Consider the following 15,164-nt stretch of genomic DNA (forward strand, 5'->3'; position numbering starts at 1 on the left):
CGCTATGACCGATCGACGCCTTGCCATCGACGCCTGGGAGAGCCTGTTCCGCGCGCAGCATGAGGTGTTCGGCGACATCAACGAGGACTTCCACGACGAAACCCTCAATCAGGCCGAGTACGACGTGCTCCTGACCGTCACGCGCGGCGAGAACATGACCGCGCGGCTGCGTGATGTCACGGCCAACATGCTCATCAGCCAGCCCAGTGTGTCGCGTCTGGTCGACCGCATGGTCGCCCGTGGCCTCATCTCGAAATGCGCCGACCCCGACGACGGTCGCGGCTCGCTGGTGAAGGCGACGGATGCCGGAGCCGCCCTCTTCCGCCGCGTCGCGGGTGCGCACGGCCGGGCGATCGCCGAGCGGATGTCGATCCTGAGCGACGACGAGCTGCAGCAGCTGCGCGAGCTGACCGCCAAGCTGCGCAAGAAGCAGCCGAGCTGCTGAAAGCCCCGCCCATGCGCTCACCTGCCCCCGCCCGCCTGCAGGTCGTGGCCGGCCCGATGTTCGCGGGCAAGTCCGAGGAGCTGCTGCGCCGAGTGCGGCGGGCCCGCATCGCCGGGCTGTCGGTCGACGTCGTCAGCCACGCGCTGGACGACCGGCGCGGCGAGGGTCAGGTCAGCTCGCACTCCGGGCTCGCCGCGCCCTCGCGGTCCGTGCCGGACGTCGATGCGCTCGTCGCAGGCGTGGGCGGCCGCGGGCTCGACGTCGTCGCGATCGACGAGGCGCAGTTCTTCGGCGGCGACCTCGTCGACGCGGTCAACACACTCGTCGCCGATGACGTGACGGTGATGGTCGCCGGCCTGTGCGTCACGTTCGACGGACGCCCGTTCGAACCGCTGCCGTCGCTGATGGCCATCGCGGACGACGTGCTCAAGCTCACGGCCGTGTGCGCGGTCTGCGGCGCGGACGCCGCGTTCCACCAGCGTCTGGCGCCGGGTGAGCTCGGAGATCCGCGCATTCCGACCCCCGCGCAGGTGGGCGGCATCGAGTCGTACCAGGCGCGCTGCCGACGTCACTTCACCGGAGCTGAGAAGCCCGCAGACGACAGAACGGATGCCTCATCCCGGGGATGAGGCATCCGTTCCTGTGTTGTGACGCCTTCGCCTACTGCTCGATCGGCTGCGGCTCGTCCTGGTTCGGCTGGTTGCTCTCCTGTGCCTGGAGCACGGGCGCCGAACCCTCGGAATTGACCTCGATCTTGCGCGGCTTCGCCTTCTCGCTGACCGGGATCGTGACGCTCAGCACGCCGTTGTTGTAGTTCGCCGAGATGCGGTCGGTGTCGATGCCCTGGCCGAGGTTGAGCTGTCGCAGGAAGCTCGCGGCCTCGCGCTCACGCGTGATCCACTTGACATCCTCGCCGCTGGTGAGCGTGCGCTCGGCGCGGATCGTCAGCAGCTGGCCGTCGACGTCGATGTCGACCGAGCCCGGGTCGATGCCGGGAAGGTCGGCGGTCAGCACGTAGTGGTCTCCGTCGCGGTAGAGGTCCATCGGCATGCGGCGCGGGCCGCGGCGCGTGTCGAAGAGGCTCGATGCGAGGCGGTCGAGGTCGCGGAACGGGTCGTACGTGGCCATGGTTTCTCCTCTCTGGTCTGTAAGTTGAGCCACCTCGGCTCAACTACGACCAGATTAGCACTCTAGGGTCGCGAGTGCTAAGTGCGTGACGTTCGCTCAGAACGAACATGAGCCCCGTCGGTCGCTGCCGCTTCGGGTGGCACAACACGCGGAATCCCCGCGCCCACCCCGCGTGTCGCGCCACCTGAACTCGAGGCGAGTCGTCGGGCACCTCGCACCCAAAGCCAACCCGCCGCCGAAGTGCCACAACACGCGGAATCCGCGCACCCACCCCGCGTGTCGCGCCACCTGAACTCGAGGCGAGTCGTCGGGCACCCGACCGGCGGCTCCTCCACAGGCGACCTTCTCGGGCGGAGAACTCACAATCCCGGAGCCGAGCGCGGCGGATGGACTCAGCGCACGGCATCGTCGCAACATGTCTGCGCGCCCCTCACCGCTGCCCGGAGGCCTTGGCAATGCCTTCTCCGTTGCCGACGCCCGTGCGCGGGGTGTGTCATCCGGTCGACTGCAGGCGAGCGACTTGGACGCGCCGTTTCACGGCGTGCGCCAGACGTTGGAGGTTCCCAAGGCCGACCTGTCCGTCCACGACGCCGCCCGGCGATCGGAGCAGCGAAGAATTCAGGCGTACGCCACCGCGATGCGACCGCACGCGTTCCTCGCGGGACGTACCGCCGCCGTCCATCTCGGCCTTTCGATCGACCCAGACACCCGCCTGGAGATCGGCGTGCTCGCACCAGCACGAGCTCCCCGGGCGCGAGGCGTCCGTGGCGTCAAGGTCGCGCCGCACCTCGCGAACATCCGAGTGCACGCCGGGGTGCGCACGACGGACGCAGCATCGACGTGGGCCATGCTGGGCTCGGAACTCAGCGTGCGCGAACTCGTCGCACTCGGTGACCAGATCGTCCGTATACCTCGTGACCGGCGCGGAGGGCTCGTGCCGCGCGACCGCCTCGCCACGATCGACGAGCTGACGACGAGCGTTTCGGCCGGGAGGCGTCGCGGCATCGGACGCCTCGCCGATGCCCTGCCGCTCATCCGGGTGGGCAGTTCCTCGCCGCTCGAGACGGACTTCCGCCTGGATGCCGAGGCCGCGGGCCTGCCGAGGCCCGAGCTCGACGTCGAGATCCGTGATCGCCGCGGCGTTCTCCTGGGAATCACCGAGTTCGTGTTCCGGAAGTATCGGACGGTCGTGGAAATCGAGGGAGATCAGCATCGCACGGACCGCAAGCAGTGGAACCGAGACATCGAGAAGTACGCCGCGTACGCCACCGAAGGCTGGGAGGTGGTCCGGCTCACGTCCGCCCACGTGCGCAGTGCCGATCATCGCGGGGTGTCGATCGTGCGGTCCGTTCTGCAGCGACGAGGCTGGCGCCCCGCGCCGTCATAAGCGCGCGAGGCGCGGCCAACCGCCATTCAGGGGGCACGACACGCGGCATCCGTCGTCCGATTCCGCGTGTTGCGCCACCCGAACCCGCCTCCACGCCAACCCGGGAGCGACGCACGTTCAGGGGGCACGACACGCGGCATCCGTCGTCCGACTCCGCGTGTTGCGCCACCCGAACCCGCCTCCACGCACCACCGAAGAGCGAGGAACGGCGCTAAGGGCGCCTCGCGTCAGCACTCGATGACGTTGACCGCGAGGCCGCCCTCGCTGGTCTCCTTGTACTTGTGCGACATGTCGATGCCGGTCTGGCGCATGGTCTCGACGACGGCATCAAGCGAGACGTAGTGCGAGCCGTCGCCGCGCAGCGCGAGCCGTGCTGCAGTCACCGCGGTGGATGCGGCGATCGCGTTGCGCTCGATGCAGGGGATCTGCACGAGGCCGCCGACCGGGTCGCACGTGAGGCCCAGGTGGTGCTCCATTGCGATCTCGGCGGCGTTCTCGATCTGCCGGTTGGTGCCGCCCATCACCGCCGTCAGGCCGCCGGCGGCCATCGCGCACGCCGATCCCACCTCGGCCTGGCAGCCGCCCTCGGCGCCCGAGATCGAGGCGTTCGCCTTGAACAGCGAACCCAGCGCGGTCGCCGTCAGCAGGAACCGCCGGATGCCGCGGCGCCGGTTCGCCTCGGCGATCAGGCGTTCGTCCTCCAAGGCGCCGGCGGCAGGCGCGTGCCCGCCCTCGCCGAACCCGAGCAGCGCACTGCCGACGAGCTCGCCATACGGCGTGACGGCGTTCCCGGCGCCGAGGCCCGAGTCCGCGAGAAACCGCCACCAGTACATCGCCACGGCCGGGACGATGCCTGCGGCGCCGTTGGTCGGGGCGGTGACGACGCGTCCTCCCGCGGCGTTCTCCTCGTTCACGGCGAGCGCGAACGCGCCCAGCCACTCCCCCGGCAGTTCTCGTCGGCCGTCCGCTTCGGCTGCCTCGAGCTGCGCGCGGATCGCGGCGGCACGCCGCTTCACGCCCAGCATGCCCGGCAGCACTCCGTCGGCCTGCAACCCCGCTTCGACGCAGCCTGCCATCGCGTCCCAGATGGCGTCGAGGCCGTCGGCGAGCTGCTCGTCGCTGCGCAGCGTCACTTCGTTCAGTCGCGCAGCCTCGGCGATCGTCAGCCCGCGTTCGTCGCACAGTGCGAGCAGCTCCTCTGCACTGGCGAAGTCGACGGGGAACGCGTGCGCGCGGACAGGCGCCGCTTCGCCCTCGCGCCGAACGAACCCGCCTCCCACCGAGTAGTACGTCTCGCGGGCGAGGAGCCCGGGCGCCGGCCCACCGGATGCCACGGCCGCCGGCCGATTGTCGGCGCCGGTCGCCCGCACCCCGAGCGCGTGGTCATGGCCCTGCCGCGGCGGACCCTGCTGCGGCGACGCCCACGCCTCGAGCGTCATCGCGTTGGGATGTGCGGGCAACCGCGTCCGCGGCTCGAAGACGATGTCGGACCGGTCGAACGACACCGAGTGCTCGCCGCCGAGGTCGAGAGGTCGGTCGTGGGGCCACCCGCTCCACGACGAGCGCACAGCATCCGGATCCGCCGTCTCGGGCCGCAGTCCGCGCAACCCCGCGACGACCGCATCCGGTGTTCCGTGCCCGATGCCGGTGGCCCCCAGCGAGCCGTAGAGGGTGCACGTCACGCGCTCGACCCGGGGCAGCATCCCGGTCTCGCGCAGCCGGACGACGAAGTCATGCGCGGCCCGCATGGGGCCGACTGTGTGGGAGCTCGAGGGTCCTACGCCGATGGAGAACAGCTCGAACGCCGAGACGTAGGCGCTCACCCGTCCAGGTTACGCCGCGCGGCGGGCAAAGTGCGTACCCTGGTTCATCAGGAAATGGCAGGATGCTGCGGCACGGGCGGCTCGGATGTGCAGTGTGTCGCTCATGGGCGTTGGAAAGCAATCAGCCCCACGGTGTTGCCTTCGGAATCCTCGATGAACGCCTGCCATTCGTCGTGGCCCTCGGGGCCCAGTCGGTCGTCGTCGTGGCGGAAGATCACGTGCGGATGCGAGACGATCCGCGCGACACCGTCCAGTCTCTCGAGAGTCTCGTGGACGTTCGCGACATGCAGGTAGATGAGCGACGACGGGGCGTTGCGGTCCAGCAGCAGACGGATGCCGTCCAAGTCGAAGAACAGCAGCCCGGGCGGGTCGAAGCGGGCCACGGGCTCGACCTCGAGGAGCGCCGTGTAGAACGCCGCGGCACGATCGAGGTCCACCGCCCGCTGTGCGACCTGCGCGAGTCTCATGCTGACATTGTCGCGCTCATCAGGACCCACGTCACCGGGTTGCGCGATCGGACGCTGTCAACCCCCGCGACAGCACGCCCGCCCGGTGGATACGAAGGAGACGACCGATCTCAGGAGGTTCGAAGTGCTCATCATTCTCTACGCGATCCTGCTCATCGGCGGGATGTGGCTCGTCGGCTTCGCGTTCGCTGCGCCGACCCTGTCGTCGCTCATCTTCGTCGCCGGCGTGCTGTGCATCGCCGCGGCGGTTGCCGTCCCCATCACCGCACAGCGCATGGACAGCGACCCGCCCGGTCACTGAGCGCCCCGCGGTCCCGTGAGCCGGTGTCAGCCGCTCATGCACCCCTGAGTCACACCGCGGTGGTTTCGCTCCCCGTCCCGACGATCTCCGCGGTAAGTCGCACGCGTGGCGGCAACGGCGAATTGGTCGGCGCGGCGCGCAGCGCCTCGATGGTGAGGGCGGCGAAACGCCGCGCCGCAGCCGCGCGCGTCGCAAGAGGCGTCCGCGCCAGGGCCCGCCCGGCGAGGAGGATGAGGACGAAGTCATCGATCGTGAAGTCGGTGCGCAGCGCACCCGCGCCCTGCGCTCGACGGATCAGCGCGGACAACTGCCGCAGCATCCCCCGCCGATGCGCGGCAAAGTCGAACTCGCCGGGGTGATCGTCCAGGAACGCGTCTGTGAAACCCTGGTTGTGGGCATTGAGCACGGTGATCTGTTCGATGACAGCACACAGCCCGTGCCACGCGTCGGCATCCGCCGCGCCTCGATCGACGATCGCCTGGCAGCTGACGAGTTCCTTGCGGAAGGCCGCGTGGATGAGGTCCTGCTTGGAGGGGAACCTCCGATAGAGCGTGGCCGGCCCGACAGCGGCTCGCCTCGCGATCTGTCGCATCGTGACATCGAGGCCGGACTCGGCGAAGATCTCGCGAGCGGCCTCGAGAATGCGGTCACGGTTCTCTCGGGCGTCCGATCGGAGCACCTGAGGCAGTGCGTGGCTCATGTGCCTCACTTTAGCGAAGTGGACGCCTGCGTCCGATACGGTCGCCGGGTACGGCGCGCACTTCCGCCCGCCGCGACCAGGAGGAAGACATGCGCGCAGTGACCATCCGCTCCTTCGGAGACCCCGACGGCTTGGAGCTGCTCGATCTCGCGTCGCCCGAACCGTCGCCTGGCGAGGTCTCGGTCCGGGTCGAGGCGATCGGCGTCGGCGGCGTCGACGCCGTCATCCGTCGCGGGTCGATCGGCGGCTCCTTCAGTGAGGGCATCGTTCTCGGGAGCGAAGTCGCGGGCATTGTCACCGCGGTCGGCGACGGCGTGGACTCCTCGTGGGTGGGCACCCGCGTGTGGGCCTTCACCGGCATCGGCGGCTATGCGGAGCAGGCGGTCGCGCGCGTGGATGACATCGTGGCTCTGCCCGACACGCTGTCGTCGGTGGATGCTGTCGCCCTCGGCAGCGCCGGACCCGTCGCGCATTTCGCACTCGCGCATGCGCATCTGGCACGCGGCGAGACCGTCCTGGTGCGTGGCGCCGCGGGAAGCATCGGCATCGCCGCCGTGGAGCTCGCCCGGAAGGCGGGAGCCGCAGCGGTCGCGGTGACGACATCCTCCGCTGAGCGCGGGGAACGCCTCCGCGGCTTCGGCGCGACGCACGTGCTCGAGCGAGACGGAACCGGCGACGACAGCGCACCCCGGGACTTCGACGTGATCCTCGACGTCGTCGCGGGCCCCGCCACCCCCCTGTTCATCGAGCGGCTGGCGCCGAACGGCCGCATGGTCATCGTGGGGATCGTCGGGGGATACCCGCCGGCAGACTTCGGCACCGGGTTGCTCGCCCGATTCCAGCGCTCGCTCACGCTCAGCACCTTCAGCCTCGACACCGTTTCGAGGGCGGAGCTTCATCGTGTGCGCAGCGCGCAGCTCGAAGCCGCCACCCGAGGTGAGCTTCATGCCGTGGTCCACGACGTGCTCGACCTCGCGGCGGCCGTCGACGCCCATCGCAGCATGGACGCAGGCGCAGTGTTCGGACGGATCGTCCTGACTCCCTGACATTCGCCTGATCGGCCCGCCGCGGCCCGCACCCCGAACCTGCCGTGTCCCCGGTGCGTGCGACGATCCGCTGGACGCGCGATCGGCGGGAGGGTGGGGATGCGGGGAGAGGCGACGGTGCTGCACGCCGACCTCGACGCCTTCTACGCGTCGGTCGAGCAGCGCGATGCGCCCGCGCTGCGCGGACGGCCCGTGATCGTGGGTGGCGGAGTGGTCCTTGCAGCGAGCTACGAGGCGAAGGCCCGCGGCGTCCGCACGGCGATGGGCGGACGGCAGGCGCGGGACCTGTGCCCGGATGCGGTGGTCGTTCCGCCTCGGATGGATGCCTACTCCGAGGCCAGCCGAGCGGTGTTCGCGATCTTCCGCGACACGACGCCGCTCGTGGAAGGCCTCTCGATCGACGAGGCGTTCCTCGAGGTCGGAGGGCTCCGCCGGATCGCCGGCACCCCCGACCAGATCGCGGTGCGATTGCGCGAGCGCGTGCGCACCGAGGTGGGTCTGCCCATCTCGGTCGGCGTGGCGCGGACCAAGTTCCTCGCGAAGGTCGCGAGCGCCGTGAGCAAGCCCGATGGGCTGCTCGTCGTGGAGCCCGACCAGGAGCAGACCTTCCTCCTGCCTCTGCCGGTGGAGCGGCTGTGGGGCGTCGGCGCTGTGACCGCCGAGAAGCTGCATCGCCTCGGCATCCGTACCGTCGGTCAGCTCGCCGAACTCGAAGCCGCGGCCGCAGAGAGGCTGCTCGGCAAGGCGACCGGAGCGCACCTGCACGCGCTGGCCCGGCTGCGGGACCCCCGACCGGTAAACACCACGCGGCGCCGCGGCTCGATCGGCTCTCAACGGGCGCTCGGCAGCCGCGCGCGTTCGCTCGACGAGCTCGACCTCATCCTGACGCAGATCGTCGACAGGCTGGCCCGCCGCCTGCGCGAGCGCGACCGGGTCTGCCGCACCGTGGTGCTGCGCCTGCGCTACGGCGACTACGCCAAGGCCACCCGGTCTCGCACCGTCCGATTCCCCACCGACCGCACGGCGGTGCTGCTCTCGGTCGCGCGCGCGCTGCTCGCTGCCTGCACACCCGAGATCGCAGAACGGGGCATCACCCTCATCGGCATCTCGCTCTCGCAATTGGGGCACGCCGACAGCATCCAGCCCGAACTGCCGATCGACTGGGAAGACGGTGCGCGCCTCGACACGGTGCTCGACGCGGTGCGTGACCGCTTCGGAGCGGCATCCGTCGCCCGCGCCGCCCAACTCGGTCATGATCCGGGCTGGTCGACGCCGCTGCTGCCCGAGCACGAGTGAACGGATGTCGTCAGCCGCTATTACTCTGCCCGCATGGCGGAACGCGTCGAACTCTGGTGGGCGCGCCGGCAGTTCTCCAAGGGCGCGGCCGTCCCCTACCCCGTGGGGTGCTACCGCGAAGCGTGGGCGCCGTTCCCCGCCCTCATCCGCCAATACCATCCGGAGCTCAATGCCGGCATCGTGCTCAGCCAGGTGCCGCCGGCGGCAGACGTGCTGCTGTTGTGGCAGTGCGAAGCAGGCCACAAGTTCGCCGCGACCCCTGACGAGCAGCGCAACCGCCCCGGCCGCGAACGTCGCCGCTCCGCGTGGTGCCCCGAGTGCACGGATCTCGCCCGCCCCCCGCGTGCGCTCCCGATGAGAGACGTCGTGACACCTGCCGACGCGCCCGTCCCGGCCGCGATCGAAACCCCGATGGAACGCACGGTCCTGCGGCCGAGAACGCCCAGGCGCAAGCTGCAGCTCTGCCCGAAGACACCGGATCTGCCGACCGGCACGCCCTTTCGCTCGGAGTGCGCGCCCAAGCCGGCATCCGCGATCGAAGCGCAACTGAGGGCCGACCTGTTCTCGCGCGTGTCGGTGACAGCGGGCCTGAACGCGGTCCGGGTGTCGCGGCCGTTCTTCGATCACCTGGAGGTGTGGCCCGACATCCTGCTTCCGGAGCTGCGCATCGCCGTCGAGTACGACAGCACCGGCCGGCACGGCCTGGAGCACGTCGGCAAGCGCGCGGACGCCGACCGCCGCAAAGACCGCGCCCTGCGCGGGGCGAAGTGGGAGGTCGTGCGCATTCGCACGGGCAAGCTCGAACTGCTCGGCCCCTACGATCTGCAGGTGCCGGCCTGGAGCCGAAACGGCCTCGATCGTCTCATCGACACGCTCAGAGACATCCGCGGACCGCTGCTGGTCGACCCGTACTTGTCTTGAGCCCGCCCGCAGGAGAACGCACTGCGCGGACTCCGTGGTCAGTAGTCGGTGTGTGCATCCTTGACGATGTCGAGTTCCGTCTCTTCGGCCGCCCACGCGATGAGCGCGTTGTCGAGCTGGCGCCGGAGCCATTCGGCGGACAGCGCCTCAGGCGCGAGCTGCGCGAGGCGCCTCTGTCGCTCGTCGACCGTCCCCGTGAGGTCCTCGGGTGTCTGGGATAGCGGATCTTCCAACGGAGTCACCTTCCTCTTGAAACGAACCGGGGTGGGAGGAGCGACGATCCTCGCTCCTCCCACCCCGGTCTATCAGCGCCGGCTCTGCGCCGCCAGCATTCGTCGAGCGTGGTCGACGAGAGCTGGGCACCGTCCAGAGGAAGAAGCGCCGCCTCTTCGATGTGTGCTCCGAAGTGCTGCGCTTCGGGGCTCTTGGTGACGGGGCGCTGATCGCCGGTCGCCGCGAACGTTCGGCGGATGAAGTCCTCGATCGGGAATGATTCCGGCCCCGCGACCGCGATCGAGCACACACGCCCGGCAGATACAGAAAAAGCCCCGGATCCGGGGCTTCTTCCTTACTGTCTCAACACAGTGCGCGCCTCGAGGGACTCGAACCCCCAACCTTCTGATCCGTAGTCAGATGCTCTATCCATTGAGCTAGAGGCGCACGTTGCCGCTCTCGCGCACAACGTCGTCAAGAATACCTCACGGTGCGGATCGGCGCGAATCGGCGTCGGGCTCCTCGGGCTCGGTCGCGCGGCGACGGTGGGCCGACAGCCGCGGCAGGTCGACCAGGCGGATCGACTGCATGCGCGCGGCACGCATCCGCTCGTAGTCGGGGTCGAGATCGGGTCGCATGCCCTCGACCGTGAGCCGGCGTTGCAGGTTGGCCTCGACGTCTCCCCACGCGGCATCGCGCGACTGCTCGACGAGGACGCGCACGACGTGCGGATCCTCCGCCATGCGGCGGAGCTCCTTCGCGACGCCCACGTACTGACGGTGGCGCTTGCGCAGGTTGCGGGTGTCGCGGTCGCGGTAGTCGTGCGTGCCGTCGGGATCGGTGAACTTGCCCCACGCCTTCTTGCGCTGACGCCGGGCGAGCTCGGCTGCCTGGTCCTGCTCATCGGCCAGCGAGATGAGGATCTCGCGCGCGTACGGCGCGAACCGCGTCAGGTCGAACGGCTCGTCGTTGGCGATGGTCTCGACGAGGATCCGGTTGCGCAGGGCCAGACGAGCGGCGGCGGACGCGATGGAGACGCCCTCGGCGATCGCATCCGCGGTCTTCCCCATCGCACCTCCCTCGGGAAAGGCTAGTGCGTCGGCGCCCTCGCGGTGGGCCAGAATCGAAGGCGTCGGGCATCACAGGCGATGCCCGCACACGGGAGGAAGCGTGGCACGGATGCGACGACTCGACGTGCGGGGACGAACGACCGTCATCACGGGCGCCGCCGCCGGGATGGGGGCAGAGGTCGCCCGCGACCTCGCGCAGCGCGGCGCACGCGTCGCCCTCGTCGACCGGGATTCCGACGGGCTCGCGGCCGTCGCCGCCGACCTTGCCGGCTCTGGCCACACGACGCACGTCGTCGACCTCGCCGACGACGGCGCGGTGTTCGCAGCGGCGCGCGAGATCGAGGCATCCCATTCCCGCGCGCAGGCTCTCATCACGTGTGCCGGCTCGTCGATGCTGGGCGACATCGACCAGCTCACGATGGACGAGATGCGCTGGCTGATGGACGTGAACCTGTGGGGAACGGTCAACATCACCAAGGCCCTGCTCCCCGCGCTGCGCCGCGAGCCCGCGGCGCACATCACGCACCTGGTGTCGATCTACGGCCTCGCCGCCCCTGCCGGCCGCATCCCCTACGCGATGAGCAAGTTCGCCGTGCGCGGGTTCACCGAGGCGCTCCGCCACGAGCTCGAGCGCTCCACCGTGACGGTGGGAGCGGTCTACCCCGCCGGCGCGAAGACGGGCATCATTCTGAGGGGCCGATTCGCCGCGGCCATCGATCCGGCGATCGCCGCGCGCGCGGCGGCGGCACAGGCGGCGATGTACCACACCGAGCCCGCCGAGGCCGCGCGACGGATCGTCGACGCGACGGTGAACCGCCGGCCGCGCACCATGGTCGGCCGCGAGGCCCGCCTGGTCGATGTGCTCGCGCGGATCACGCCGAGCCACTATTGGGCGCCGATGCGGCGACCGCTGCGGGAGGCCATCGACACGACGACGCCGGTCCGAGGACGCGGGTAGCGCGCACGGGCGCGGACGACGGATGCTGCCGCTCGGACCTGCTCGGCGCATGAGGCGTCGCCTTTACCGAGGCTTCTAGCAAGCGGCGTGCGGGGGGCGCAAGCCCCCTGACCGTGGAAGGCGTGTTCCGTACGGTCGATGCCACGCCCCCCGAGAGAGGAGTAGCCCCATGGGATTCATGGACGACGCCAAAGAGACGGCGAAGGCCGTCAGCGAGAAGGTCAAGGACACGTGGGAGGACACCACCGACCGGGTCGGCGACAAAGTCGACGAGATGAAGGCCGAATCCGACGTGAGGAAGGCCGAGGCCGAACGGGACTCTGTCAAGGCCCGCAACGACATCAAAGAAGACCTGCGCGACGAGACCTGACGTCGACACGACGCCGGGGTTCCGACCCCGGCGTGGATACAGCGAGGGCTCCGGTGCGCCGGAGCCCTCGCGGCATCCCCCGCCAAACCGATCCGGCGTGGGGTCCGAACAACACCTGACGCGGCATCGGCCGCACAAACAAGGAGGAACACACATGCGATCGTCACCAAATCGCCTCGTCGCGACGATCTTCGGAGCCGTCTACCTCGTCGTCGGCGCGCTGGGCTTCGCCGTCACGGCCGGAGTGGAATTCATCGCCACCGAGGGTGGTCTGCTGCTCGGCATCTTCGAGGTGAACCCGCTCCACAACATCGCGCACCTGCTCATCGGTGCCGCCCTGCTCATCGGGGGCCTGAAGTCGGTGACCGCCGCCAAGTCGGTGAACATCGTCGTGGGGGCGGTGTATCTGCTCCTCGGCATCATCGGGTTCTTCCTCGTGGGAACGGCCCTCAATATCCTCGCGCTGAACACCGCCGACCACTTCCTGCACCTGGTGAGCGCACTCGTGCTGCTCGGTGTCGGGCTCGGCGCCGAGCGCGGAGTGCGGAGCTCGACGTCGGCGCGCACGGTCTGAGGCCGCCGATGACCGCGGTCACGGCTTCTTCCGCACCGGCGGTGGCCGCGGTGGCGGCGTGGGGAGCCGGGCTGATCCAGCTCGCTCTCGGCGCCGGTGGACTGATCGGCGCCGAGAGCGCGATGGGGAACGGGATCGCCCGGGGGGCCGGTCTCGTCCTCGTCGTCCTCGGCGCCGGCGGGGTCGCGTGGGGAGTCGCCGTCCTGCTCCACGCGCGGGCCGTGCTGGCGCGCGCGGGCATCGCAGGCGTGCTCGCGGGCCTCGGCGCTCTCACGATCCTGCTGGTCGCTCAGCCCGCCCGAACGAGCGTGATCGCCGTCGCCGCGGCATCCGCTCTGCTCATCGTCGTGGCTTTCGCATGCGGCCTGCGATTGCGAGCGCCGAAGAAGGACGGGACGGATGCCGCACCCCTGCGCCTGCGGGCGGTCATCGTCGCGGCGGTCGTGGTCGCCGCGGTGGTCACGCCTGCCCTCGGCACGACCGAGGCTGCGCAGTTGGCCCCGGACCACGGCACCCACGGGGTCGTGGAACCCGGACACCACTGAGGAGCATTGTCAGCGGGTCAGCCCCATCTCGGCATCGAGCCGGGCCAGTTTCTCAGGGTTCGCGATCGAGTAGATGCGGCTCACACGGCCGTCCTCGACGCTGACGCTGATCGCGCCGACCAGTTCGCCGTCTACTTCGGCGCGCAAGCCGGGCTGCCCGTTGACCATCATGGGCGACAGGTTCAGGCCGCTGCCGTACTTCGCCAGACCCGCCACGAGGTACCGCGCGAGCTTGTCGGCGCCCACGATCGGGCGGCGGGCAGCACCCCGCACCTTGCCGCCGCCATCGGCGACCGACACGACGTCGGGCGCGAGCACATCCATGAGCGCCTGCAGATCGCCGGTGGCGATGGCACGGCCGAGGCGCGCCACGACCTTCTCGTGCTCGGAGCGCTCGACCCTCACGCGCGGCCTGCGCGCCGCGACATGGTCACGCGCGCGGTGGGCGATCTGCCGCACCGAGGCTGTGGACTTGTCCACGGCCTCGGCGATCTCGTCGTACGGCAGGTCGAAGACTTCGCGCAGCACGAACACCGCGCGCTCCGTCGGAGCGAGCGTCTCGAGCACGGTCAGCATCGCGATCGACACGTTCTCGGCGAGTTCGACGTCGTCCGCGACGTCGGGTGCCGTCAGGAGCGGCTCGGGAAGCCACTCCCCCACGTAGTCCTCCCGGCGGCGCGACAGCGTGCGGAGGTGATTGAGCGCCTGACGCGTGACGATGCGCACCAGATACGCGCGCGGGTCGTGCACCTGATCGCGATCGACATCGGCCCAGCGCAGCCACGACTCCTGCAGCACGTCCTCGGCGTCGGCCGCCGATCCGAGCATCTCGTACGCGACCGTGAAGAGCAGGCCCCGATGCGTGACGAACGGGTCGACGAGCGCGTCCATACCGCCGAGCCTACGACGTCCACAGGCAGGGCGGGCGGGTGTCAGACGATCGCGCCGATGCGCCAGGAGGCGGTCGCGGATACCTCCGGCTCGAGCACGATCAGACCGGCGTCGTAGTCGTACGATCCGGCGTTGAACGCGTCGGGGGCGCACGTCATCGGCTCGACCGCGAGCCCCAGCCGGCTCTGCGCCGGGTCGGGCTTGTCGGCGGTGTGCACCTGCACCCACGGGCACGAGGCATCCCACGACATCTCGACGCCGGTTCCGTCGGCGCCCGTCACACGCACCGTGGCGATGCCGTCCGAACCGCGGACAAGACCCGAGTACGCGTGGTCGATCTCGGCCGCACCGATGGTGCGAGGGGTACGGAAATCGAAGCGCTCGGGGTCGTCGGCATCGACGGGAACGAGATCGGTGGGAATGAGGCGGTCCGGGGTCACCGCAAGCACCTGGGTGGCAGGAAGCTCGAGCGTCCACTCGTCCACGTGGCCGGGACCGGCGACCAGGTACGGGTGCGGGCCGGTGCCCCACGGCGCCGGCTCGGCGCTGTCGTTGCGGGCGGTGACCGACTGCGTGAGGCCGTCGGGTCCGAGCTCGAAGCGCGCGGTCACGATGACGCGCCACGGGTAGGCCGTCTGCGGCTGGATGACCGCGGCGAGGGTCACATGGTCGGAGCCCTTGTCGATCGCCTCGAAATCGAGCCACGTCGCGAGGCCGTGGAGGGCGTGCGAGCGGGCCGGCTCGGTCAATGCGAGCTGGAACTCACGACCGGCGAACGAGTACTTGCCGTCGACCACGCGGTTCGGCCATGGCGCGAGGGTCGCACCGCGGTGTGCGGGGCGCACCTCATCGGCTTCGAAGGGGACGACGAGATCGCGCCCGCGATACGTCAGCGAGCGCAGCGTCGCGCCGACGCTCGCGATCACGGCCTCGTAGTCGCCGGCGCGCAGAGCGTGCTGAGTGCCGGATGCGGGGGTTACAGCCATGGTTCGGATCCTCTGGGTGTGTGGGGGAAGTTCGCCGCAGGCC

At 70.1% G+C, this 15,164-nt stretch carries 19 protein-coding genes and 1 tRNA gene; 11 read left to right on the plus strand and 9 right to left on the minus strand.

Annotation, left to right across the window (positions count from 1 at the left end; all coding sequences use genetic code 11):
- Nucleotides 1-4: 4 nt before the first annotated feature.
- Both ACLKM7_RS04380 and ACLKM7_RS04385 read left to right on the plus strand, forming a co-directional pair.
- Nucleotides 5-445 (plus strand): MarR family winged helix-turn-helix transcriptional regulator, encoded by a 441-nt coding sequence (locus ACLKM7_RS04380; RefSeq protein WP_436445942.1) that lies wholly within the window; start codon nt 5-7, stop codon nt 443-445.
- Between the two features lie 11 nt (nt 446-456).
- Complete coding sequence (locus ACLKM7_RS04385; protein WP_436445943.1) at nt 457-1,074, plus strand: thymidine kinase; 618 nt, start codon at nt 457-459, stop codon at nt 1,072-1,074.
- Nucleotides 1,075-1,105: 31 nt separating this feature from the next.
- Here ACLKM7_RS04385 and ACLKM7_RS04390 read toward each other — a convergent pair whose 3' ends face one another.
- Nucleotides 1,106-1,573 (minus strand): Hsp20/alpha crystallin family protein, encoded by a 468-nt coding sequence (locus tag ACLKM7_RS04390; RefSeq protein ID WP_436445944.1) that lies wholly within the window; start codon nt 1,571-1,573, stop codon nt 1,106-1,108.
- A gap of 415 nt (nt 1,574-1,988) precedes the next feature.
- Between ACLKM7_RS04390 and ACLKM7_RS04395 the strand changes: the two genes are divergently transcribed.
- Nucleotides 1,989-2,960, plus strand: a complete 972-nt coding sequence (locus ACLKM7_RS04395) for a DUF559 domain-containing protein (protein WP_436445945.1) — start codon at nt 1,989-1,991, stop codon at nt 2,958-2,960.
- 227 nt (nt 2,961-3,187) lie between these two features.
- Here ACLKM7_RS04395 and ACLKM7_RS04400 read toward each other — a convergent pair whose 3' ends face one another.
- Nucleotides 3,188-4,783, minus strand: a complete 1,596-nt coding sequence (locus tag ACLKM7_RS04400; protein ID WP_436445946.1) for an L-serine ammonia-lyase, iron-sulfur-dependent, subunit alpha — start codon at nt 4,781-4,783, stop codon at nt 3,188-3,190.
- 101 nt (nt 4,784-4,884) lie between these two features.
- The gene (locus ACLKM7_RS04405) at nt 4,885-5,250 is read right to left on the minus strand and encodes a VOC family protein (protein WP_436445947.1); all 366 of its coding nucleotides are present in this window, start codon (nt 5,248-5,250) and stop codon (nt 4,885-4,887) included.
- Between the two features lie 124 nt (nt 5,251-5,374).
- Here ACLKM7_RS04405 and ACLKM7_RS04410 point away from each other — a divergent pair, with 124 nt between their 5' ends.
- Nucleotides 5,375-5,551: a hypothetical protein gene (locus ACLKM7_RS04410; RefSeq protein ID WP_436445948.1), complete on the plus strand. Its 177-nt coding sequence runs from the start codon at nt 5,375-5,377 to the stop codon at nt 5,549-5,551.
- 49 nt (nt 5,552-5,600) lie between these two features.
- Here ACLKM7_RS04410 and ACLKM7_RS04415 read toward each other — a convergent pair whose 3' ends face one another.
- The gene (locus ACLKM7_RS04415) at nt 5,601-6,251 is read right to left on the minus strand and encodes a TetR/AcrR family transcriptional regulator (RefSeq protein ID WP_436445949.1); all 651 of its coding nucleotides are present in this window, start codon (nt 6,249-6,251) and stop codon (nt 5,601-5,603) included.
- Between the two features lie 89 nt (nt 6,252-6,340).
- Between ACLKM7_RS04415 and ACLKM7_RS04420 the strand changes: the two genes are divergently transcribed.
- From ACLKM7_RS04420 to ACLKM7_RS04430, 3 genes are all read left to right on the plus strand, one after another.
- Complete coding sequence (locus tag ACLKM7_RS04420) at nt 6,341-7,297, plus strand: zinc-binding dehydrogenase (protein ID WP_436445950.1); 957 nt, start codon at nt 6,341-6,343, stop codon at nt 7,295-7,297.
- 99 nt (nt 7,298-7,396) lie between these two features.
- Nucleotides 7,397-8,593 carry a DNA polymerase IV gene (gene dinB / locus ACLKM7_RS04425; RefSeq protein WP_436445951.1) on the plus strand — a complete coding sequence of 399 codons (1,197 nt, stop codon included), beginning with the start codon at nt 7,397-7,399 and terminating at the stop codon, nt 8,591-8,593.
- Between the two features lie 33 nt (nt 8,594-8,626).
- Nucleotides 8,627-9,514, plus strand: a complete 888-nt coding sequence (locus ACLKM7_RS04430) for a zinc-ribbon domain-containing protein (RefSeq protein WP_436445952.1) — start codon at nt 8,627-8,629, stop codon at nt 9,512-9,514.
- A gap of 38 nt (nt 9,515-9,552) precedes the next feature.
- Here the strand turns inward: ACLKM7_RS04430 and ACLKM7_RS04435 are convergent, their stop codons facing one another.
- The 3 genes from ACLKM7_RS04435 to ACLKM7_RS04445 form a co-directional block, all read right to left on the minus strand.
- Nucleotides 9,553-9,747 carry a hypothetical protein gene (locus ACLKM7_RS04435; protein WP_436445953.1) on the minus strand — a complete coding sequence of 65 codons (195 nt, stop codon included), beginning with the start codon at nt 9,745-9,747 and terminating at the stop codon, nt 9,553-9,555.
- 354 nt (nt 9,748-10,101) lie between these two features.
- Nucleotides 10,102-10,174: transfer RNA gene (locus tag ACLKM7_RS04440), tRNA-Arg, on the minus strand.
- A gap of 38 nt (nt 10,175-10,212) precedes the next feature.
- Nucleotides 10,213-10,797, minus strand: coding sequence for an asparagine synthase (locus ACLKM7_RS04445; protein WP_436445954.1), 585 nt, complete (start codon nt 10,795-10,797; stop codon nt 10,213-10,215).
- A 109-nt stretch (nt 10,798-10,906) separates the two neighbouring features.
- Between ACLKM7_RS04445 and ACLKM7_RS04450 the strand changes: the two genes are divergently transcribed.
- The 4 genes from ACLKM7_RS04450 (at nt 10,907) to ACLKM7_RS04465 (ending at nt 13,244) form a co-directional block, all read left to right on the plus strand.
- On the plus strand, nt 10,907-11,755 hold the full coding sequence (locus tag ACLKM7_RS04450; protein ID WP_436445955.1) for an SDR family NAD(P)-dependent oxidoreductase: 849 nt from the start codon (nt 10,907-10,909) through the stop codon (nt 11,753-11,755).
- A 169-nt stretch (nt 11,756-11,924) separates the two neighbouring features.
- Nucleotides 11,925-12,125 (plus strand): hypothetical protein, encoded by a 201-nt coding sequence (locus tag ACLKM7_RS04455; RefSeq protein ID WP_436445956.1) that lies wholly within the window; start codon nt 11,925-11,927, stop codon nt 12,123-12,125.
- A gap of 154 nt (nt 12,126-12,279) precedes the next feature.
- Nucleotides 12,280-12,699, plus strand: coding sequence for a DUF4383 domain-containing protein (locus ACLKM7_RS04460; protein WP_436445957.1), 420 nt, complete (start codon nt 12,280-12,282; stop codon nt 12,697-12,699).
- Between the two features lie 8 nt (nt 12,700-12,707).
- Complete coding sequence (locus tag ACLKM7_RS04465) at nt 12,708-13,244, plus strand: hypothetical protein (protein ID WP_436445958.1); 537 nt, start codon at nt 12,708-12,710, stop codon at nt 13,242-13,244.
- A gap of 9 nt (nt 13,245-13,253) precedes the next feature.
- Here ACLKM7_RS04465 and ACLKM7_RS04470 read toward each other — a convergent pair whose 3' ends face one another.
- Together ACLKM7_RS04470 and ACLKM7_RS04475 are read right to left on the minus strand one after the other, a co-directional pair.
- Complete coding sequence (locus ACLKM7_RS04470; protein WP_436445959.1) at nt 13,254-14,135, minus strand: RNA polymerase sigma-70 factor; 882 nt, start codon at nt 14,133-14,135, stop codon at nt 13,254-13,256.
- Between the two features lie 41 nt (nt 14,136-14,176).
- Nucleotides 14,177-15,121, minus strand: a complete 945-nt coding sequence (locus ACLKM7_RS04475) for an aldose 1-epimerase family protein (protein WP_436445960.1) — start codon at nt 15,119-15,121, stop codon at nt 14,177-14,179.
- Nucleotides 15,122-15,164 lie beyond the last annotated feature (43 nt).

Origin of the sequence: Microbacterium sp. I2, from assembly GCF_051364985.1 — a bacterium.
GTDB lineage: Bacteria > Actinomycetota > Actinomycetes > Actinomycetales > Microbacteriaceae > Microbacterium.